The organism is Flavobacterium sp. IB48, from assembly GCF_016405855.1.
Lineage (GTDB): Bacteria > Bacteroidota > Bacteroidia > Flavobacteriales > Flavobacteriaceae > Flavobacterium > Flavobacterium ginsengisoli.
This window is the reverse complement of the sequence record NZ_JAEFCA010000008.1, coordinates 78,762-99,867: the sequence shown is the minus strand read 5'-3', so window position 1 is coordinate 99,867 and position 21,106 is coordinate 78,762. Positions and strand designations below refer to the sequence as shown.

Annotated in this window: 15 protein-coding genes; 4 read left to right on the top strand and 11 right to left on the bottom strand. The window is 33.8% G+C overall.

Annotated elements, in window-relative coordinates:
- Positions 1 to 43: 43 nt before the first annotated feature.
- Entirely contained in the window at positions 44 to 529 is a 486-nt protein-coding gene (locus JC605_RS20320; RefSeq protein ID WP_198857926.1) for a DNA-deoxyinosine glycosylase, read from the top strand.
- A gap of 299 nt (positions 530 to 828) precedes the next feature.
- On the top strand, positions 829 to 1,263 hold the full coding sequence (locus tag JC605_RS20315) for a DUF6526 family protein (protein ID WP_198857925.1): 435 nt from the start codon (positions 829 to 831) through the stop codon (positions 1,261 to 1,263).
- A 72-nt stretch (positions 1,264 to 1,335) separates the two neighbouring features.
- Here the strand turns inward: JC605_RS20315 and JC605_RS20310 are convergent, their stop codons facing one another.
- From JC605_RS20310 to JC605_RS20300, 3 genes are all read right to left on the bottom strand, one after another.
- On the bottom strand, positions 1,336 to 2,499 hold the full coding sequence (locus JC605_RS20310) for a hypothetical protein (protein ID WP_198857924.1): 1,164 nt from the start codon (positions 2,497 to 2,499) through the stop codon (positions 1,336 to 1,338).
- A 173-nt stretch (positions 2,500 to 2,672) separates the two neighbouring features.
- Positions 2,673 to 4,094: an MATE family efflux transporter gene (locus JC605_RS20305; protein WP_198857923.1), complete on the bottom strand. Its 1,422-nt coding sequence runs from the start codon at positions 4,092 to 4,094 to the stop codon at positions 2,673 to 2,675.
- Positions 4,095 to 4,154: 60 nt separating this feature from the next.
- Positions 4,155 to 4,631, bottom strand: a complete 477-nt coding sequence (locus JC605_RS20300) for a MarR family winged helix-turn-helix transcriptional regulator (protein WP_198857922.1) — start codon at positions 4,629 to 4,631, stop codon at positions 4,155 to 4,157.
- 176 nt (positions 4,632 to 4,807) lie between these two features.
- Between JC605_RS20300 and JC605_RS20295 the strand changes: the two genes are divergently transcribed.
- Positions 4,808 to 5,722, top strand: a complete 915-nt coding sequence (locus JC605_RS20295; RefSeq protein WP_198857921.1) for a hypothetical protein — start codon at positions 4,808 to 4,810, stop codon at positions 5,720 to 5,722.
- Positions 5,723 to 6,128: 406 nt separating this feature from the next.
- Here JC605_RS20295 and JC605_RS20290 read toward each other — a convergent pair whose 3' ends face one another.
- The 6 genes from JC605_RS20290 to JC605_RS20265 form a co-directional block, all read right to left on the bottom strand.
- Positions 6,129 to 8,147, bottom strand: a complete 2,019-nt coding sequence (locus tag JC605_RS20290) for a glycoside hydrolase family 97 protein (RefSeq protein WP_198857920.1) — start codon at positions 8,145 to 8,147, stop codon at positions 6,129 to 6,131.
- 25 nt (positions 8,148 to 8,172) lie between these two features.
- Entirely contained in the window at positions 8,173 to 9,417 is a 1,245-nt protein-coding gene (locus JC605_RS20285; RefSeq protein ID WP_198857919.1) for a glycoside hydrolase family 71/99-like protein, read from the bottom strand.
- 290 nt (positions 9,418 to 9,707) lie between these two features.
- The gene (locus tag JC605_RS20280) at positions 9,708 to 11,219 is read right to left on the bottom strand and encodes a RagB/SusD family nutrient uptake outer membrane protein (protein WP_198857918.1); all 1,512 of its coding nucleotides are present in this window, start codon (positions 11,217 to 11,219) and stop codon (positions 9,708 to 9,710) included.
- 28 nt (positions 11,220 to 11,247) lie between these two features.
- Positions 11,248 to 14,265, bottom strand: coding sequence for a TonB-dependent receptor (locus JC605_RS20275; RefSeq protein WP_233074181.1), 3,018 nt, complete (start codon positions 14,263 to 14,265; stop codon positions 11,248 to 11,250).
- 28 nt (positions 14,266 to 14,293) lie between these two features.
- Positions 14,294 to 15,376 carry a hypothetical protein gene (locus JC605_RS20270; RefSeq protein ID WP_198857917.1) on the bottom strand — a complete coding sequence of 361 codons (1,083 nt, stop codon included), beginning with the start codon at positions 15,374 to 15,376 and terminating at the stop codon, positions 14,294 to 14,296.
- An 8-nt stretch (positions 15,377 to 15,384) separates the two neighbouring features.
- Positions 15,385 to 15,909, bottom strand: a complete 525-nt coding sequence (locus JC605_RS20265; RefSeq protein WP_198857916.1) for a DUF5004 domain-containing protein — start codon at positions 15,907 to 15,909, stop codon at positions 15,385 to 15,387.
- Positions 15,910 to 16,392: 483 nt separating this feature from the next.
- On the opposite strand from JC605_RS20265, the gene JC605_RS20260 reads away from it, so the two are divergent.
- Positions 16,393 to 17,991: a DUF6377 domain-containing protein gene (locus JC605_RS20260; RefSeq protein WP_198857915.1), complete on the top strand. Its 1,599-nt coding sequence runs from the start codon at positions 16,393 to 16,395 to the stop codon at positions 17,989 to 17,991.
- Between the two features lie 220 nt (positions 17,992 to 18,211).
- Here JC605_RS20260 and JC605_RS20255 read toward each other — a convergent pair whose 3' ends face one another.
- Entirely contained in the window at positions 18,212 to 19,435 is a 1,224-nt protein-coding gene (locus JC605_RS20255; protein WP_198857914.1) for a sterol desaturase family protein, read from the bottom strand.
- 132 nt (positions 19,436 to 19,567) lie between these two features.
- Positions 19,568 to 20,854: a Glu/Leu/Phe/Val dehydrogenase gene (locus tag JC605_RS20250; protein WP_198857913.1), complete on the bottom strand. Its 1,287-nt coding sequence runs from the start codon at positions 20,852 to 20,854 to the stop codon at positions 19,568 to 19,570.
- Positions 20,855 to 21,106: the final 252 nt, after the last annotated feature.

Below are 21,106 nucleotides of genomic sequence, written 5' to 3'. Positions count from 1 at the left end.
CTTATAAATGTTTATTTTAACATAAGCCATTATTTATTAAAACATGAAAAGTTTTTCCTTTGCTCCTATTAGTTCTCCAAATTCTAAAATTCTGATTTTAGGCACTATGCCTGGAACAAAATCTTTGGAACTCAATCAATATTATGGTCATAATCAGAATAACTTTTGGAAATTAATGTTTCAGATTTTGGGAGAAGAATTTTCTAATGATTACGAAATACGAAAAAGCTTATTAATTAAAAATGATATCGCATTATGGGATGTCTTACAATTTTGCGATCGTATTGGAAGCTTGGACAGTGCCATAAAAAACGAAATCGCAAATGATTTCGAACATTTTTTAGCAACTCACTCTAAAATAGACAGTATTCTTTTTAACGGACAAAAGGCAGCAGCATTTTTTAAAAAATATGTTCACTTGACAAAGGAATATAAAACGTTTACACTTCCATCAACAAGTCCCGCCAATGCCGGCAAGACTTTTCAAGATAAATTAAAGGAATGGAGCGTCATTAAAACCTTATTATAAAGATTCTTTTTTATACAATTTAAATACGAATATTGAAATCATGTAACTTTTTCCTTTTAAAGTATAACAAAATTTAACCGCTCTCGATCTAATTTTACATCAAAGAAAAATAAGCCATATTGAAGATTTGAAAAACGAAATGGAAAGGCTTTCTTCTTATTAAAATTTACAAAGCAAACTGTAAAAAGTTTAGTCTATAAAGAGAACATTGGTTATGTTAGTTTATTTTTGGGAAAAAGCTACTCTATAGAAATATAGAGTAGCTTTGTTTTTATAGGCTGCCATTTAAACATAAAAACATGAAAATCCAGACATATTACAATCATATACGATTTTATACTCCGCACCATTTTATATATTATCCTGTTTTAATTTTATTTTTAATTGCTAGCGTTTATTTGGCTATTACAACAGAAGATCATTTAATATGGGGTTTTATAAGCGTAGCTTTTGTATTCCTTTTTGCAGTAGCCTACATGTTGCGACAGCATTATGCACTAACGCTTCAAAACAGAATTGTACGTTTAGAAATGCGTTACCGCTACTTTACCCTTACAGGGAAAAGATTTGAAGAATTTGAATACAAGCTTACAGATGATCAAATATTTGCGTTGCGTTTTGCGCCAGACAACGAATTAGTTCCACTTGTTGAAGACGTTTTAAAAAATAACTTAACTGGAAATGCAATCAAAAAAGCAATCGTACACTGGAAAGCAGATTATCATAGAGTTTAGTAAAAGTCTAATTGCAATAACAATGGCAAAATCAATTGAAAATTTAAGTTGATTTTGCCATTGTTATTGCAATTAGACCTTTTTCTTATTGAAAAGAATGTAAAACAAAAACAAAAAGATCCAAACTATCACAATTACAGCAAAGTAGATTGTAGTAATATTAGGATGCAAGTAATTTGGTTGATAAAATAATTTATCTAAAGTTGTAAATTTTTCTGCTAAAGCTTTTCTATCAAAATCATTTCGAATTCTATTTAAAGGTTCCCCGTGGTTATCTCTGTAATGATATGCATCTTGAGTCAGCAATTTCGGAATCAAATTTGTTTCTATATTGTATTTCTTCAGAAGTGTATCCAATTTCTGAAAAGTATATGTTAACGAATCTTTCTTTGTATTATATAATAATTTATATCGATCTACAGCGGCTTGATATTGCTGTTTGTCAATAGAATCTCCATAAACTGGATTAAACAAAGACTGGTTTTCTAGGAAAATACAAATATCCTCGTCGTGTTCTGGATGTACAGGAACACTTTTAAAAATAATGGCTGTGCTATCTCCTATAATCCTTTTTGAAATCATTCTTTTGTGCAGTTGTTCTTTATCAAAACCCATAATTTCAAAAATACTATCTGCTTTACTTGTTGTTTTATCAAAAGTGCTTGTTAAAACTTTTATGGTATCGATACTATAATAATTGTCTTCTGTAATAGGATATTCGCCAGGCTCGATAGTATCTACTTCTTTAATTACAGGATAAGGTTTTGGATATAATATATTCTCGTAATTGAACAATTTTTCAGAAGTATACGAAGTATATTTATATAAAAATGGATTTAATACATTCAAAAGTTTTTTGTCTTTATTAAAATCATTTTCAGATAATTCCGATTTCAATTTAGCATTCATTCCGAAACTATAGCTAACGAAAAATGAAAAGGTCAGAAATGAAATAAATAGTAGACAAATGCCAATTTTAAGCAAATTTCCTCCTTTGTAATTTTCTCTAGAATGGTTTCGAATTAAAAATATCAAGAATACAAGTAAAAACAAACCACTTACAAAGAAGTGCGAAATTGAAACGTCATCGTAAAATTTAAATCGATAAAATTCGGTGTAGATGTCGATTTTCTTTATGCCTTCAAAAGTAAAATAACCATATAAAAAGTAAGCTAAGTGAATTAAGGCTAATATAATAACAGATTTTACGAAATAACGCTTTAGATTTTTGGCCATTTTTAGAGTTGCTAAGTTACTAAGATGCTAAGTTTTTATTTACAAAGTTTGAAAGATACTGATTTTTTGTTTTTTCAATATCAAAAAAATGTAAGAAAAATTTAAAAAAAAGACGCATTAATATGCGTCTTCAAAAAATCTTAGAACCTTAGTGTCTTAACATGTCAGGAACTTTATTTAGAAATATCAAATCCTTCTTTAACAATTTCGCTTTCAACCTTATCAATCAATTTATTGGTTTTACCGGTAAGTCTTTCTTTCTTCCAATCTCCTTTTGCATAAATAATTAACGTAATAAGAGCGGTTAAAACAGAAGCTGTTGGAAAGGCCCACCAAATTCCGATTTTGCCTAAAGAAGTATTGTGAGATAAAATATAAGCCAATGGAAATTGAATTACCCATTGCGAAACCAAAGTTAGAATCATTGGCAATTTTGTGTTTCCTACAGCGCGAAAAACTCCTGTTAGGCACAGTTGCAATCCTAAAAATCCCCAAGAGAGACAAGTAATTCTTAGCAACTCTGTTCCTCCTTTAATAACTGCTTGATCATTTGGTACAAAAAAAGCGATTAAATATGGTGCAAATATATACGCTATGATTCCGAGACCAGTCAATAGTCCAAAACCTAGATAAGCTCCTAGTTTTGAAATTTCGGCAGCACGATCAACATTTCCAGCACCAATATTTTGTCCAACAAGAGTAGCAATCGCCATAGATAAACCTAAAGCAGGAATTAAAATAAGCTGAATTAAGTTGGAGCCCGCACCATACGATGCAACCGTTAAAGTTCCAAAACGAACAATTAAAAATGTAATAGCCATCATTCCCAACGCACGCATAGATTGTTCAATTGAAGAAGGAAAACCAATTTCAAAAGCTCTTTTTATGTGTTTATAATCAGGTTTAAAATCTGAAATGCGAAGATGAATTCCGTGTTTTCCTCTAAACAAGATTGCAAATCCAATTATAATAGCCAAAAGCTGTGTAAATAAAGTAGCCAAAGCAGCCCCTTTAACGCCTAAAGCTGGAATAAATTTCCATCCGTAAATAAACAGCGGGTCTAATGCAAAATTCAAAATAACCGTTCCTAAAACAATATAAACGGGCAACGTTACACGTCCAACTCCACGCATAATCGATTGAAAAATCATAAATCCGAAACTAAAAACTAAACCTACAAATGCTACACGCATAAATCCTAATGCATCAACATAAACTGTAGGCTCTACCTTTAACAGATATAAGAAATATGGACTGAGAATATATCCTACAATCGATAAGAAAATAGAAACGATAATTACCATTGACAAAGTCTGTGCCGCCACGTGATTAACCATTTTCTGGTTTCCTGCTCCAAAATATTGTGCAATTAAAATAGAACCTGCAATCGCCAATCCGGTTCCTAAAGCAATGGTTAAAAATATTACGGGTGTGCTTATCGAAACCGCTGCAACAGCATCGCCTCCTAAGCGTCCTACCCAAAAAGCATCAACTAACTGATACGCGGCTTGTAGCAAATTAGCAATCATAATCGGAATTGCTAATTTTAATAATGAAGAAAGGATTGGCCCTTCTAACAATTCATTTTTTTTCATTTATTCAAAATAATTATTTAAAAATCAGTTGATATATCAACTTTTTAAGTTTAAAAAAAATTAGAGCGTTTCTAACTTATCTGCATAAGACCTTACGGCATTCAATGCTTCTATTCTTTCTTTTGGCGAAAAAACAGACATTACCTCTTCTTCTGCTCTTTTCATCAGCAATCGGATGCTTTTTGCTAGTGAAATCCCTTCATCAGTAAGACTCACGATATTTTTACGTTTATCTATTTTGTCTTTTACCACCTCAACTAAGTTCTTTTTCTCTAAGGCTGAAATACTTCTCAAAATAGACGATTTATCACGCATTGTTTTGTCTGACAATTCTCTCTGAGAAAGGCTTTTATGATGCAAAACCATCAGTAATGGCAATTGCTCCAGCTGCAAGGTGATTCCCGCTTCTGTCATTAACGCATTAGTTCGTCTAAAAATTGCTCTTTTTATACGGTGAATCTGAAAGAAGAAACTATCTGATATTTCTTCTTTCCAAAAATTTGAAAAATTCTCTTTATCGGTATGTTTAATTTCCATGGGACAAAATTACAAAAAAGAGTGACATGTCAACTATTTTTTAAGACAAATTCTTATTTCACTGACAACCAACAACTTCATAAAAATAATTCGATCTTAAAAACAAAAATGAACGATTATTTTTACTAACTTTAATTGTTAAATATTACCTAATAAAAACTTAAAAAACTACTCTAATGAAACAATTATTTATTTTTTTGGTAATGATGCTCCTTTGGATTCCGCTAAACGCTCAAACAGTTGCGGAAACCAGCAAAGACGAAGACTTAACAACAATTGTAAAAACTGGAAAAGATGATTTCCAAGATACATCTTTAGAAGATTTGCCGTGGCACAATAGAAAATTTAAAGTTTCTGCGGGTGGATTTTTTCCTGTAAATAATACCCAAGTTCAGGTTGAAGGCAATAACGGAAATATAGGAACTGAAATTGATCTTGAAAATGATTTAGGATTTTCTAAGTCGACCGTATCATTTTTAGGAACATTTGACTGGCGTATATCCAAAAGATCTCGATTAGGTTTTGAATATTTTGTACTAGACAGAACTGCAACAAAAACGCTGCAAAGAGATATTAATTTCGGAGATCATACTTATCCAATTAACGGAAGTGTTCGTGGTACTTTTAATGTACAGATTGCTAGAATTGCTTATGGTTATGCTATTTTATCCAAACCAAAATATCAAGCGGGACTGTTAATTGGTGCGCATGTCCTTTTTACAGATTTAGGCCTAAAATTAAATGCGAATACGCAAAGTGTAGAATATCGTGATAGCTTTAATTTTACTGCTCCGCTTCCAGATGTTGGAATATGGGGAGAATTTGTTCTCGGAAAACGCTGGGGTTTATATGCCAACGTAAATTATCTTGCTGTAAAAATTAATGACACCGATGGCCGAATCATAAGCTATAATTTATCGGTTTTATATAATGTAGTAAATAACTTTAGTCTTACTGCGGGCTATACTGGCTTAAATTTTAGAATAGATACAATTCAAGAACGTTTAAACGGTTTCTTAAAATGGGGATACAACGGACCAACAATAACAGCGGTGTATACTTTTGGAAAACATGTTAAAGTTACTAAGTAAAGGTGCTAAGGTGCTGAGATTCTTAGGTACTGAGTTTTTTTTAACCGCAAAGAACACAAAGATTTACGCAAAGTACACAAAGGTATTTTTTGAAAATCTAAATAGAGTTTAAATAAAAAGTTCACAAAGTTTTGTTTTTAATAAAGCTTTGCGAACTTTTTATTTTTAAATGACTCTTAAAGAATCTTAGCTAACTTTACGTAAATCTTTGTGTTCTTTGCGGTAAAAATCATCCTCAAAGTTTCTCAAACCTAAAACCTGAAACAAAAAAATAAACCCGATAACTCTAAAGCTATCGGGTTTATTACCAAACTTAAACTTACTTAACTCAAAATAAAACTTTATAAACTTAGATTCTCAGAAGCTTAGAAACTCAGATTCTCAGCATCTTAGAATCTTAAAAAAACTATTTTTCGATTGGAGAGAATTTTACTGCTGTTCCTCCTCCAGCTGCCAATTTGATATTTAAAACAGTTTTGCTGTTTACTTTTTGTTTAGAGATTGTAACTGGATACGGATTGGTTTTATAATTTGCTCCAGGTCCGTCTGCATAGATTTCTGCTTCGTATTCTTTGTCTTTATCTAAAAATGACAAAGCTACTTTTAAGTCTCTTGCATTTCTATTTGTGATTGAACCTAAATACCAATTCTTCTCATCCCAATCTTTACGAGCAATTGTAGTGTATTCTCCAATTTTAGAATCTAATACTTTAGTATCAGACCAAGTACATGGCACATCTTTTACGAATTGAAATTCTGGTTTGCCTTCGTAATTTTCAGGTAAATCTGAAGCCATTTGCAACGGACTGAAAATAATCACGTACAATGCCAATTGATTTGCCAAAGTAGTCTGCACTTTTGCTCCAGATGGAGTTTTGTAATCAAAATTGAAGTTTCCAGGCGTGTAATCAAATGGTCCAGAAAGCATTCTTGTAAATGGCAAAGTTGTTAAATGCTCTGGTGTATTTCCTCCGTCTACAGACCATGCATTATATTCTTGTCCGCGTCCGCCTTCTTGAGACATAAAGTTTGGATATGTACGCTGTAAACCCGTTCCTTTCATTGGTTCGTGGTTATCGATCATGATATGATATTTGGCGGCAGTTTCGATTACTTTTCTGTAATGACGCGCTCCATATTGGCTATCATGCCATTCTTTTTTATCCAAATACTTGTTTACGTAACCTGTTTTTACTGAATTTACTCCCATTTTCTGATACAATTTAAACGCATCTTCCAGTTGGTTTTCGTAGTTTTTGGTTGCTCCAGCTGTTTCATGATGTCCTATTAAACGAACATTTTTCATCGCAGCATATTTAGTGATTTCTTCCAAATTAAAATCTGGATATGCTTTTACAAAACTAAATGCAGAACCATCTGCAGTCCAGTCTCCGTCCCAGCCTTCATTCCATCCTTCAACTAAAACTCCGTCAAAACCATTTTTCGCAGCAAAATCAATATATTCTTTTGTGTTTTTTGTTGTCGCACCATGTTTTGGCCCTTGTCCCCAAGTATATTTTTCTAAATGCATTCCCCACCAGATTCCAATATATTTTGAAGGAGTGATCCAAGATAAATCTTCAATTTTTGAAGGCTCATTTAAATTCAGCATAATAGTCGAAGTTGCTACATCTCCAGGAGTTTTACCCACAACAATAGTTCTCCACGGTGTTTTAAATGGTGTTTCTGCATATACTTTTACACCATCTGCCCACGGCACTAAATCACTTTTATACTGTTTGTCTGTAGTTTTTAAAAGCGTCATTGAAGCAAAATCTGTCAAGTTGGCTTCGTGAATGGCTACATACAATTTGTCTTTAGTTTCAAAAGTTGCAGGCGTATTAATCGTATCTGTTTTACTCATTAATGTTTTACGATATTCACTTTCGTAATAACTATTTTCGCGGTGAACTGGAATCCACCAAACTTCGTTATTATCTTTAAAAGTAAATTGCGTTACTTCATTAGAGATTTTAACTTTTCCTAAATGAGGCTGTTTTGGAAATTCATAACGAAATCCAACTCCATCATCAAAAACTCTGAATATAATATCAACTAAACGCTCCTCGCCTTTTGCTTCTTTTAAATGAACAATGAGTTCGTTATGATGATCTCTTACCTTTTTGAATTCTCCCCAAGGTTGTTCCCAAGTTTCATCTGCCGCTTTTTCTTCTGTAGAAACGACTTCAAAACCATCAGTCATTTTGGCCAAGCCTTGAAACTCAAATCCCATAAGAGAAGGCTCAATAACCGATTTTCCGTTAGAAGAAAAACTATATTGAGGCTGTCCAGTAGGCGTTAATTCAAAAGTTAATTCAGAGATCTTTTCAGGAGAACTGATTTTATACGTTTTTTTAGTACTGCAGGCCATAACCAGCATTGATGCTAAAGCCACAAGACAGTATCTATATTTTCTGTTTTTCATTATTTAAATTGTATTAATTACAGCTCTATTTAATTTCGCTCATTACTTGTTTTGCTTTAGCAGGTTGCATAGAAACAAAATAATTAAAAGCTTGATCGAGTTTTTTCTGGGCCTCGACATTTCCTTTTTTCTGTACGCGTAAATCATACAATTTGCTGATATCTGGAAATGTACTTTCTGTGTTTTTTACTCCAGCGAAAGTTTTTATTTTTTCAACAAAAGAATAACCAAACTCAACCGTTGGTTCAATCATGGTTCCTTCACCGAAATCATTCCACGTAATCAGCTGCAGGTAATTTACATTGGCGTTTTTTGCCAAAGTCAAAGTTTCATCAAGTGTCGCTCCGTTGTTATGTTCTATAGTCCATCCAATAGCAGCGCCGCCTCCGCCTGCGGCATAAAAATCTTTAAAACCTGGATAAGCGCTTCCCATTGCTACACCCAATTTTGGTTTTGTATTGGTATAAAAGTTTGTCAAATAACTATTGTCTTTGTATACCCAAGCATATTCTCCAGAAGCATTTTCTCCTGCCAATGAAGAGTGATCCCAAAGTGTCAAGAAAGTTGGTTTTGCTGTTAAAGTATTAAAGACATTTGTCCATTCAGCTGGGGTCTTCAAAACAATTGGTCCAAAATTCATTAACAGCGGTTTACCATTAATCTTAATATAATTAGCATCAGAAAAATAATTCTTTTCTACATATGCCAAATCTGTTTTTGCTGCACTGGTTACGGAAATTGCTTTTCCTGCATTTACAACATTTGTCAAGAATCGATCTTCGTATACAATGGCATATTCTAAACCAACTTTGTCGAGCATTTCAATTAACTGATCTGTGTTTTCTTTAATCATTCCGTAATCGTTTACATCGTAAGTACCGTACCAATCAATGAGAATTCCGTCAATTCCTGAATATTTCATCATCAATAAATGATTTTCAATCACATTTTTATCGCCTGAGTGATAAGGCCCAATCAGCGGATAATAGTACGATGCAATTTCTCTTCGGCCGTTTGCCCCTACGTTGTTCGGATTTTTGTTTGCCATTGTCCAATGATATCCCCATTTTTTATCGGCACTGCTTTCGTTGGTTTCAAACCACGGCATGTAGTGCATATAAATTTTGGTGCTGTTGGTTTTCTCAATCGCAACAGGGTTTGTTTTTTCTGGTTCTACTGGTTTGTCTGAGCCTTTGTCATCGCTGCTGCAACCGGCAACCATCACAATACTCATCAAAACAAAAGCCAACGATGTGATATATCTTTTCATATTGATGTACTGTTTGTTATTTTTATATTTTGCCACAGATTAAAAGATTAAAAAGGATTTTATTGTGATTAATTTATTTCACGCAGATTTAAAAAGATTTAAGCAGATATGCGCAGATTATTTTTTAACATTTAAAATAAAATCTGCCTTAATCTGCAGAATCTGCGTGAAACAAAATCTTTTTTTTATCCTCTAATTCGGTTTCTAATCTTTAGAATCTGTTACTAAAAAATTAAAAACATGTCAGCCTTCCACGACTAACCAACATGGAAGACTGACATTCTAGTAACCTAATTTGGATACCCAGGATTTTGTTTAAGATTTTTATTAGTAGTTAAAACGGTACTTGGAATTGGGAAAATTGCTCTGTATTTTTCCGTTGTGCCTTTTGACCACCATGGCTCGAAGAATGTTCCGAAACGGATGTTGTCTGTTCTTCTTCTTCCTTCAAATGTGAACTCTTTAAGTAACTCTTGATCAATAAATTTAAGATCAATTGTTGCTGGCAATTCTTCACCTGCACGAGACGCAACTTGCTCTAAAAATGGTCTTGCTAAATCTGGCGAACCTAAACGCACGTAACATTCTGCTTGCATCATTAAAATTTCTGAATAGCGGATTAAAACAAAATCATGATCACGTTCCCATTGTTCTCCTGCTTTCATTTCGTATTTATGCAAACGAACCCCTTCATTTTCTTTCGCATCTTCAAGACTTGTTAGGTTCTCTGTATAAGTAAGAGGTTCTCCGTTGCTCATAATGATTACACTTCCTGTCGCAAGATTGATCTGATCGCCTTCTAGCATACATTTTTTTCTCTTATCTGTATCTGCAAAAGAAGAATAAACTCCAGGTTGCGCGCACATTCCGTTTGCACTCCAAGGATAATTGTTTGGAATTGCAGAAATAGCTAGATTCTGATTGTAATGGCAAGACATTGAGTTCATGTAGTTTCCAACTGTTCCTGCTTTTGAATCGTAAGGAATTGCAAAAATAATTTCTGGCGAAGTCTGATTTTCTGTTACGAAATTCGAAAAGAAATCTGGTGTTAAGCTGTATCCTGTAACCTTTTGGCACATATTGATACAATCTTGCCAACGTGGCTGACCAATAAACGCTTCTGAATTAAGATACAATCTAGCCAAAATAGAATAAGCAACATTTCTAGTCATTTTAGAATATACCACATTTGGATTTAAATGCGGAATAGCATCTGTCAATTCTTTTTCAACAAAATCGTAAACTTCTTTTCTTGTTGAATTGGTTGGAAGAGATGTATCTTCAAAATTGGTTACAATTGGCACATTTCCGAACAAATCTAAAAGATTGTAATAGTAATACGCTCTAAGTGCTTTCAATTCTGCATAAATCGGTTCTTTTGATTTATCGCTAAGAGATGATTTATCGATTTGATAAATAATCGCATTGATTTTAGCAACTCCAGTATAATTGTAACGCCAAGCAGAAAGAATCATTCTATTGTCTGCTTTCCAAGTATGTTTTTGCGCGTCTTGGTATTGTCCTCCATCGTACCAGTTTGTACCTCTGGTCGGAATTGTAGCTTCGTCTGAAACTACTTCATTCAAAAAGAAAACATATTCGCAAGTTGGAAAATTATTTGAGATTGCATCGGAGAATCCTCTTAAAGAAGAATAAGCCCCACCTACCAGCGCATCAACTTCTTTGGTTGTATTTCCGAAATTTCCATCTTCTACCTGATCATACAGCTGCTCGTTCAAATCAGTACATGATACCGTAAAAAGCATGCTTAAAAGTATGGCTGCTGTTATTTTGATTTTCATTGTTAATATTTTATGGTTATCAATTCGCTTAGTTATTCAGCGTAAAATTTAATCCAACAGAAATAGTAGTTGGTCTAGGATAATTGTTGTATCTGTCAATTCCAGGAGCTGCCAAACCAGTTTTATCCATTACTCCAGTCTGATTGATTCCGTCTTGAGCATTTAAACCAATCTCTGGATCTACACCTTTGTAACCTGTTATTACAAATAAGTTTTCGCCCATTACATACATTCTAAATTTAGATTTCTTGTACTTCAATGGTAAAGTATAACCAAAAGTCAATGTCTGAAGTCTGAAGAAAGAAGCATCTTCGATCCAGTAATCTGAATATTTTGGAGGCGAAGTAATTCCACTGCTTAAGAAAGCATCTGGCACATTATAAGCTGGCAATCTAGTTGGATCGTTCAACATCATATTTGTTGCGTTTAAAGCTTTTTGTCCAAACATTCCGTATCCAGAAAATCCAAGATCAAAATTTCCATAAGTAAAATTCATTCCAATACCTAAAGTTAGATCTGGCTGAATATTTCCTAAATCTGTTTTATCAGCATCAACCAATGCACTTTCGTCAACAACTTGTCCTGCCGCGTTATAATATTGAATTTTTCCGTTTGCATCTAAACCAGCATTTCTGAATCCCCAGAAGGTTCCAACAGGATATCCTTCAGCAATAATTTGAGAATATTGTCCAGACATACCTGCCAAACCATGAAGAGATCCGCTGTAGATAACATCTGTTTTATAAGTTGGGTTAGAAAGTTTTTCGATTTTCTGAACGTTATGTCCAAGAGTCAAATTCGCATTCCAATTGAATTTATCTCCTCTAATAATATCAGCATTCAAAGTTAACTCTACTCCTTTATTTGACATTTCACCAACGTTAGCCAACATTGTTCCAACTAAATATGGAGGTTGAGGCACTTCGTATGTGTATAGTAAATCTTTTGTCTTTTTAGAATAATATTCGAATGATCCAGTAATTCTATTGAAAAGTCCGAAATCAAAACCAACGTTAACTTGTTCTGTAGATTCCCATTTCAAATCAGGATTTGGATTTTGTTTTGGAGAATAAGCCAAACTCCAAGTTTTTGTAATAGGATCATAGTAACTGTCGCTTCCAACTCCTAAAATAGAAAGCGATTTATACTCTCCAATTCCATCTTGATTTCCTGTAACTCCGTAACCAACTCTTACTTTTAAATTGTCTAACCATCCTTTTGTAGAACTCATAAATTCTTCGTTAGAAACTCTCCATGCCGCAGAAGCAGATGGGAAAGTTCCCCATTTATTATTTTCTCCAAAACGGCTAGATCCGTCGCGTCTTACTGTCGCAGTCAATAAATATTTACCATCGTAACCGTAGTTAGCACGAGCATAAAAAGACACTAAATTAGATTTTCCTTTGTATGAATACACATCGCCTAAACGATAGTTAGAACCAGCACCTAAGTTATTATAACTGAAAGCATCTGTTACGAAACCACCTCTTTGTGCTCCAAAACCTTGATAAATATTTTCAAGATAAGAATATCCTGCCAAAGCACCGATGGTGTGTTTGTCTATTACTTTGCTGTAATTTACATAAAGCTCACCTTGTGCATTTGTAAATTCATCATAAGTTCTTTGTGCATAACCGCCTTCAGTCTGTCCTTCCATAACTGCATAAGATGGTTTGTAAGTACCTCCTTTTACTGCATTATGCTCTAACGAAATATTTGCTGTAGCAGTAAAGTCGTTTAAGAATTTTACATCTGTTTTAAAGTAACCCAAAAGTCTATGTCTTTCGTTATCAAAAGTTCTGTTTGTTAAAATCTCAACAGGATTCTGATAAAGGTTTGCTACTATCGAACTGAAATTTCCTTCTGAATCATAAACCGGAATTGTTGGGTTTAAGTTATAAGCTCTTTCAAAAATTCTGTAATCGATTGGGTGCCATTTGTCAATGTTTGCAAATAATCCCATATCAAATTTTACTTCTTTGTTATCTCCAAGAAATTGGTAAGCACTAACATTTCCGCTTAATCTTTCTAATCCAGATTTTTTAATAACTCCCTCGTTATTTAAGTAAGAAAGTGAAGTTCTAAAACCACTGTCTGCTTTACCAGAATTGATACTTAAAGTATGAGATTGAGAAATTGCTGTCTGCTCGATTGCTTTTTGCCAGTTTGTATTTCCACCGTAATCTACCGCATCTCCAATTTGATTCTGGCGTACATATCCTCTCCATTGATTTGCAGAAAGAAGATCTAAGTTATTACTCACATAACCAATACCAGTTTGTCCGTTGTAAACAACAGAAACCCCTTTTGTTCCCGATTTTGTAGTAATCATAATTACCCCATTTGCTCCACGAGAACCATAAATTGCAGTTGCCGAAGCATCTTTAAGAACGTCAACCGATTTAATGTCTGAAGGCTGAACCACGTTAATATCAACTCCTGCAATACCATCTACCACAATTAACGGACTGTTGCTTGCTGTTAGAGAAGTTCCTCCACGAAGGCGAATTGTAGAACCTGCAGCTGGATCTCCAGAAGGACGTATAATACTTAATCCGGCTACTTTTCCTTGCAAAACTTGCTCTGTTGAACCAATAGTTCCTTTTAGCAATTCATCTGCACCAACGGTAGAAATCGCTCCTGTTAAATCTGCTTTTTTTACTTTTCCGTAACCTACAGAAACTACTTGTACTTCGGCCAATGTATAACCATCATTTTGCAGACGCACTTCAAGATTAGCACTATTTCCAGTAATCTGAATTTTTTGTGTTGTTGATCCGATGAACGAAACTTCGATTGCACCTCCTACGGCTACCTGAAGGCTAAATTTACCATCAAAATCTGTTGTTGTTCCGTTTTTTGTTCCTACTTCAATGATAGAAGCTCCTGGCAATACCGTACCAGTATTGTCATAAACGGTTCCTGAGATTTGCTTTTTCGTCTGCGCGAAAGTACTAGCAGAAAGAAAAAGCATAAAAATCATCAATACCGCTGCCTTAGCAGTCCACATTTGATGCAGGACGCTTTTTGTATTTTTACTATTCATTAGAATTGGTGTTTTAATTTAATAGTGATTATTTATCTAAAGTTTTTAGCGGAATCGTCGTATCCGAAATCGTTTTGTCTTTGTTGTCTTTTACCAAAACATGGATTTCGCTTAAACTTGGAACTCCATTTAATTCTGATACTAAATTGACAAAACCTTTAATTTCTGCAGTTCCTCCAGTAAACTCACCAGAAATTGTTTTTGGTCCAGCTGTAATCGTGTAGATCAATTTGTTTACACCTACCTCATTGTTTTTTCTTGACATTCCAAGAAAATCTTTTTGACTGATTTGTGATGGAAAGAAAGCGAAACTTGGTGGCGGTGGCGGAACAAATTCTCCTGCGTAAATAACCTGATCGCCAGAATTTGCTGTCCAATTCTCTGCTACCATCAGAAAGTTTATCTTTTCCATTACAAAATCATCCGGAGCATTAAAGTACTGCTTAGGAATAAAATCCATTTTATAAAAACCATTCCCTAAGTCTTTTAATTTTGTTTTTGCAGCAACATCTGGTTTTGCAGCTTCATACATTTGCTGAATAGCCCAGTCATTTAAACCTCCATGCATATGTACACTTGGAGTGCCCGCAAATGCTGGATTAAGATTTGCATTAAACAAAATACTTACCGGTTTATCGATTAATGGTTTTGTTGGATATGATCTAAATAATTCACCTGAAGTGTAAAAAGAAGAAAAATCAACATACGCCATATTTGCAACATCACTTTGCTTAGATCCGTTTTTGTTTTTTAAACGGAACCAAAATCCATCACTCGCAGCAATTTGTTCTGGAGTTTTAGAAAAATAAAGAGTTGGAGTTAGCGTAAAACTCCAGATTTTATTTCCCTCGTATTTCAGTTTTGCAAAATCAGACGAGTTTTCCCAGTGTCCAGCATCTGGTTCAGATGGAGACCAAATCCAGATATATAAATCTTCTGTTTCAGCAAATGTCGATGCCGACATATCAAAATACCAAGTAACTTGTTCATCATATTTGTAAACAGCAGGATACGATGACATTGCCCCAACAGCTCCAGCAGCTTCCTGTGCCTGAATAAAATTAGGAGCCATCAACAAGGCAAGTAAAATTGTATATATAAACTTTTTCATATTACTTTTTAATTAATAGCATTTAATTTAAACACATAAGACAAGAAATCTACACCGCCAGAAGAACGTACCAATTGAATCTGCATTTCTCTGGTTTTACCTGGAACCGAAACTAATCTCAATTCATCTATTTTCTGCGTTTTCTGTGCATCGCTGTACAGATAGATTTTTGTTCCAACACCAGTGATAGACGATTGAAATTCTGAGCTAAGTGCCCAATATCCCTTAGGAGCAAATAACGGAGGGACATCTCCTGTTACTTCATAACTTGTTGGATTGTTCTTTTCATCTACGTTAAATTTGATTTTAAAATCTTCGTAGTTAAAATAAGTACTCAAGTTTTCTTCGTTTGGCTGAATATTATTTGCTTTCGCAACTTCATCAACCATTTTCAGATTTGTTAATCCCCAATTCCCGTTTACTTTTTCATAAAGAGTAATTGGTGCTACATAGCTTCCGTCATCTGTGTTATCGCATCCGATTGCAAAAAAACACATCATAAAAGCTAGCCAATAAAGACTTTTACATTTCATAAATTTTTGGTTTTTGTTAGTTTGTTATCCCCTTCAAAAGGATACAGCGAAACTAGACGTTAAATAAATCCTAAAAAAAAAATCTGATAAAAATCAAGATGAAATTCAAACAATAAAAAACACAACTAATTAATAATCAATATTTTATATTTTTACTAACAAGTAAAAAATCAAGATGCTGTTTAGATGAAAATCGGCTATTTTTTAATGGTAAAAATGACAATATGTAAAATAATCATGATATTTTTTCCACTATGCATATATATAACTAGTTTTTATTGTATAATTGCAAATAAATTACCTGTTTTTAACATTTACAGCTTATTTTCACCCAGAAAATCCCCTTTCAAAGCTATCTTATTAAACAATTTACAAGATTCTAAAAAAACAGGTTTAGCTTAATCTCAAACTTATTCTTAATTTTAAATCGAATTAACTAACTATATCAATCAACCAATCTTTTCCCTAAACCAAAACAAAATCATGCGAAGAATATTGATGCTGCTTTTCTTCTTAGGAGGTTTTTCTCTTGCTGCGAAAGAGAACAATCCTTATTTAGAAGAATTAGATCAGGTTCTCTTGAAAAAAGACATTTACCTGAAACAGAAATATCGAAAAATAGAAGCTTTAAAGAAAAGCGTATCTAAATTTACCCTTAGTCAAAACAACGAAGAGCTTTATAATTGCTATATGTCATTGTTTGATGAATACAAATCTTTTAAGTACGACTCTGCATATTATTATTTAGAGCAGTCCAAAATCAAGGCTAAGATTCTAAAAGATCCAAAGTTTTTATCTAAAAGCCGAATCAAAGAAGGTTTTGTGCTTTTGTCTTCTGGACTTTTTAAAGAAGCAATTGACACGCTAAATGTTATAGACGATACCAAACTGGATCAAAGAAATAAATTTGAATATTATAACATAAAAGCTCGTGCTTACTACGATTTAGCCGATTATAACCGTGATCAGCGCTTTAATATTCATTATGTACAGCAGGGAAATCATTTCTTAAAAAAAGCACTAGAATTAATCGGAACCAACACCAATGAATATTGGGCTGCAGAAAGTTTGAAACGTCTAAAACAGCAAGACTGGCGCGGTGCCGAATTTGCTTTCAGTTATTGGATTAACAACTACAATCTTCCGCCAGATTATTACGGAATTGCAACTTCGAGTCTCGGATATATTTATTCTGAACGGGGTTATACCAAAAAAGCCATTCAATATTTGGCTCTTGCCGCCATTGCCGATGTTAAAAATGCGACGAAAGAAACCGTTGCACTCCGAAATTTAGCCAATGAACTTTTTAAAATGGGGTATTTGGATAAAGCAAACGAGTACATCAATATTGCAATGGATGATGCTACGTTTTATAATGCAAGACATCGAAAAATTGAGATTTCGTCGATTTTACCTATTATCGAAAAAGCGCAATTAAATAATGTAAAAGACAAAAATGACAAACTAGAGAAGATTATTATTCTTTTGACGATCTTAACGGTTATCATTTTCGTTTTCCTTGGCATAATTTTCAAACAATTAAAAGAAAAGAACAAAGCCAGAAAAATTATGGCCGATTCGTACTTGCAGTTGCAGGAAATGAATGTGAGTTTGAGCGAAGCCAATGCCATTAAAGAAGAATATATCACCTATTTTATTAAGGCAACATCGGCCTTCATTAATAAAATAGACCATATACAGAAAAGTACGTTGCATAAAATCATCACTAAAAAAACAGATGAAGTTATTGCGAGTTTAAAACGTTACAATGTAAAAGAAGAACGCGAGAATCTTTTCCATCAATTTGATGAAATCTTCTTGAAATTGTTCCCTACATTCGTAACAGATTTTAATAAATTATTCCCGAACGATCATAAATGCATTGTCAAAAAAGGCGAACTTTTAAATACCGAATTGCGAATTTTTGCTTTATACAGATTAGGAATCCAAGACAGCAATCAAATGGCCGAATTTCTTGAACTTTCTGTAGCTACAATTTATACATACAAAACGAGAATTAAAAGTAAATCCGACTTTAAAGATACTTTTGAACAGAAGATTATGGAAATTAAGACAATCTAAGTTGCTGAGATACTAAGGTTCTAAGATGCTAAGTTTTTTTGCTGCGTGCAAACGATAACTAGTATTACAGCTCTGGAGGAGTGGCATATTTATAGAATGCAATTTAAACGTCCATAAAAAAAGCCCTAGCGGGGGACATATATATTTATGTCACCCCGCTGGGGCTTTTCTACATCTGCAAATATCTTTTTTATAAATATTTCGTCCCTCTGGGACTATCTTATTCTGTTGTTTCTAATTGCAAAATGGTATTCTGATAAATCGTACTTAATGAAAACAGTTGCTCTGCAAAAATCATTACGGCAATCGGAACAAAGAAAAATGCTATTAAATCTTCTTCATATAGAAAATAAGTTGAAATCAGGGCTAAACGAGCATATTCTAGATAATAAATCCATTTTCGTTGTTCTAACAAAGCACCACAGTTTATTAAAGTTATAATAACTAGCGAAAGCACAAATATTTTATCGTAGCGCTCTAAATAATCAAAATAATAAGTGAAAATGGTTAAAATAAACGTACAAAACCCTAATTGAATATAAAGGTAATTCTTAAACCGAAGTCGTTGGTTTGGAGCTGTTTTATCCTGAAGAAAACGTTTTTCTAAAGTTGGTCGAATATCCTGATCCATATCAGCTGGACTTCCGAAGACAGCATTCCATCTGGCTTTAAATCCACTAGAGCGTTTCCATAATTCATAGATTTCGAAGTAATAATGAAAATGTTGCCACAAGAAACTGTAGCTTTTCAAAGGATGCGTCAATCCGTATTTTGGTTTTTCTTCTTCCGTTTGGAAAGTTCCAAAAAGGCGATCCCAAAAAGTGAACATGTCACCGTAATTTTTGTCCAAATATTTTTCATCAGAAGCATGATGCACTCCATGAACAGAAGGTGTTACAAAAACATATTCTAGCCATTTTATTTTTCCGATAAGTTGTGTATGTGTAAAGAAAGAATAAGCACCGTGAACAATCAACATTGTAATAACCATTTTAGGATGAAAACCAATTAAGGGCAAAACACACCAAAATCCTGTTCTAATAATGGCTTGAAATGTCGTAATTCTAGCTGCAGCTGTAAAATTAAATTCTTCGCTATGATGATGCACAATATGCGCAGCCCAGAAAAAATTGACTTCGTGTCCTAATCGATGGTACCAATACCAGACAAAATCGGTAGCTAGAATTAGTGCAAACCAAACTAAAGCATTACTCGGAATCTCAAATATTCTATAATCATCATAAATCAAATAATACAATTGGTAAAAACTCGCCGCAACAAATAAGTTAATCAAACGCTCTGCAATTCCGATGGAAATATTGGAAACAGAACTTTCATAATTAAAAATTTCAGGCCTTTTTCTGCGTTGAGCAAGCTTATATTCCAAAAACAAAAAAAGAAAAAAGGCCGGCATGGCAAATGCTAGAAAATTGATGTTTTTCATTTTGTATGATACTTTTCGATTCTAAAAATTATAATTACTAGTTCAAACGAAAAAGACACTTCCATCAATTACGTTTTTAGCAGACAAAAAACGTAATCAACGAAAATGATCTTTTACGAAATAAACCTGATTTTAATTCTGCTTAAATAAAGGAGCTTCGAGCGCCACTTCTTTTACCGACTGTGTTTCGGCCACTTTTTTCAAAGCAATAATATAAGCAGCAATACGAGGCGTTACATTGTGTTTTACTGCAACTCTAAAAACAGTTTCAAAACCTTTCTCTAAAATATCTTCCAGACGTTTGTTAATCTGGTGAATTCTCCAAGACTCCAAAAGCGAATTCTGAAGCCATTCGAAATAAGAAACGGTAACACCACCAGCATTGGCTAAAATATCAGGAACAACTAATATATTTTTATCATGTAAAATTTGATCTGCATCTGAAGCAACTGGACCATTTGCGCCTTCAACGATAATTCTCGCTTGAATATCTCCAGCATTCTTCTGCGTAATAACATCTTCTTTTGCAGCCGGAATTAAAACATCAACATCTAAAAGCAATAAATCTTCATGTTTAATCGCTACCGAATTAGGATATCCTTTTATGGTTTTGTTATTCAGATTATAATACAAGATCAATTCTGGAATATTAATTCCGTTCGGATTATAAAATGCTTCTGAAACATCACTTACAGCTACAATCTTCACTCCTTTTTCATGAAGAAACAAAGCAGAATGCAATCCAACATTTCCAAAACCTTGAATTGCTGCCGTAGCTCTTGCTGGTCTGATTTTTAGTTTTTGAAGCGCCAAAAGCGTAATAATGCTTACTCCCCTTCCAGTAGCTTCTACTCTGCCTAAAGATCCGCCAGAATGAAGATGCTTTCCTGTAACTACAGCATGAATTGGTCTTCCGTGCAATAACGAAAATTCATCCATTAACCAACCCATTTCGTCTGGGCCAGTTCCCATATCTGGAGCAGGAACATCCTTTTCTGGTCCGAAAATATCGGATAAAGCTTTGGTATAAGCTCTTGTGATTTTTTCTAATTCTGTTTTAGAATGATTTCTCGGATCGCAAATAATGCCGCCTTTAGCACCACCAAAGGGAATTCCAGTTACAGCAGATTTCCAGGTCATCCAGGCGGCAAGTGCCTTTACTTCGTCCAAGTTTACAGCAGTATCGTAACGAATTCCACCTTTTGAAGGACCTAAAGCTGTATTGTGAATTACGCGGTATCCTTCGAAGTTCTGAACATTTCCATTATCTAATGTAATAGAAAAATTTACTGTGATTTGTTTTTCTGGGCGTTGCAATTTTTGTCTGATAGAATCATCTAAATTCAAAATATCTGCAGCGATATTAAAGCGATCAATCATCGATTGAAACGGATTGTGTTTTATAATTTCTGAACTCATAATATATAGTGTTAGGTTTGGGTTATCTTTTTATTTTTATTGATCTTCTTCTCTTTTGAAGACGCGTTCTCTTTTATTATTCAAATTCGATGCAACACGGAATCTTGATTAGGCAACGGCGCATCAAAATTTTCATATTTCTGTTGGTTCTCATATCTTGATTTTTTAATGATTCAAAAAAAAGCCTTTCATGGTGCAATGAAAGGCTAAAAAAAAAATAACTAACAAGTACTTTCTCTATTAACGCCATTT

Excerpts from the sequence above, each read along its gene's own strand:
- JC605_RS20320 (WP_198857926.1), top strand. The coding sequence starts at position 44 with ATGAAAAGTTTTTCCTTTGCTCCTATTAGTTCTCCAAATTCTAAAATT.
- JC605_RS20315 (WP_198857925.1), top strand. The coding sequence starts at position 829 with ATGAAAATCCAGACATATTACAATCATATACGATTTTATACTCCGCAC.
- JC605_RS20310 (WP_198857924.1), bottom strand. The coding sequence starts at position 2,499 with ATGGCCAAAAATCTAAAGCGTTATTTCGTAAAATCTGTTATTATATTA.
- JC605_RS20305 (WP_198857923.1), bottom strand. The coding sequence starts at position 4,094 with ATGAAAAAAAATGAATTGTTAGAAGGGCCAATCCTTTCTTCATTATTA.
- JC605_RS20300 (WP_198857922.1), bottom strand. The coding sequence starts at position 4,631 with ATGGAAATTAAACATACCGATAAAGAGAATTTTTCAAATTTTTGGAAA.
- JC605_RS20295 (WP_198857921.1), top strand. The coding sequence starts at position 4,808 with ATGAAACAATTATTTATTTTTTTGGTAATGATGCTCCTTTGGATTCCG.
- JC605_RS20290 (WP_198857920.1), bottom strand. The coding sequence starts at position 8,147 with ATGAAAAACAGAAAATATAGATACTGTCTTGTGGCTTTAGCATCAATG.
- JC605_RS20285 (WP_198857919.1), bottom strand. The coding sequence starts at position 9,417 with ATGAAAAGATATATCACATCGTTGGCTTTTGTTTTGATGAGTATTGTG.
- JC605_RS20280 (WP_198857918.1), bottom strand. The coding sequence starts at position 11,219 with ATGAAAATCAAAATAACAGCAGCCATACTTTTAAGCATGCTTTTTACG.
- JC605_RS20275 (WP_233074181.1), bottom strand. The coding sequence starts at position 14,265 with ATGAATAGTAAAAATACAAAAAGCGTCCTGCATCAAATGTGGACTGCT.
- JC605_RS20270 (WP_198857917.1), bottom strand. The coding sequence starts at position 15,376 with ATGAAAAAGTTTATATATACAATTTTACTTGCCTTGTTGATGGCTCCT.
- JC605_RS20265 (WP_198857916.1), bottom strand. The coding sequence starts at position 15,909 with ATGAAATGTAAAAGTCTTTATTGGCTAGCTTTTATGATGTGTTTTTTT.
- JC605_RS20260 (WP_198857915.1), top strand. The coding sequence starts at position 16,393 with ATGCGAAGAATATTGATGCTGCTTTTCTTCTTAGGAGGTTTTTCTCTT.
- JC605_RS20255 (WP_198857914.1), bottom strand. The coding sequence starts at position 19,435 with ATGAAAAACATCAATTTTCTAGCATTTGCCATGCCGGCCTTTTTTCTT.
- JC605_RS20250 (WP_198857913.1), bottom strand. The coding sequence starts at position 20,854 with ATGAGTTCAGAAATTATAAAACACAATCCGTTTCAATCGATGATTGAT.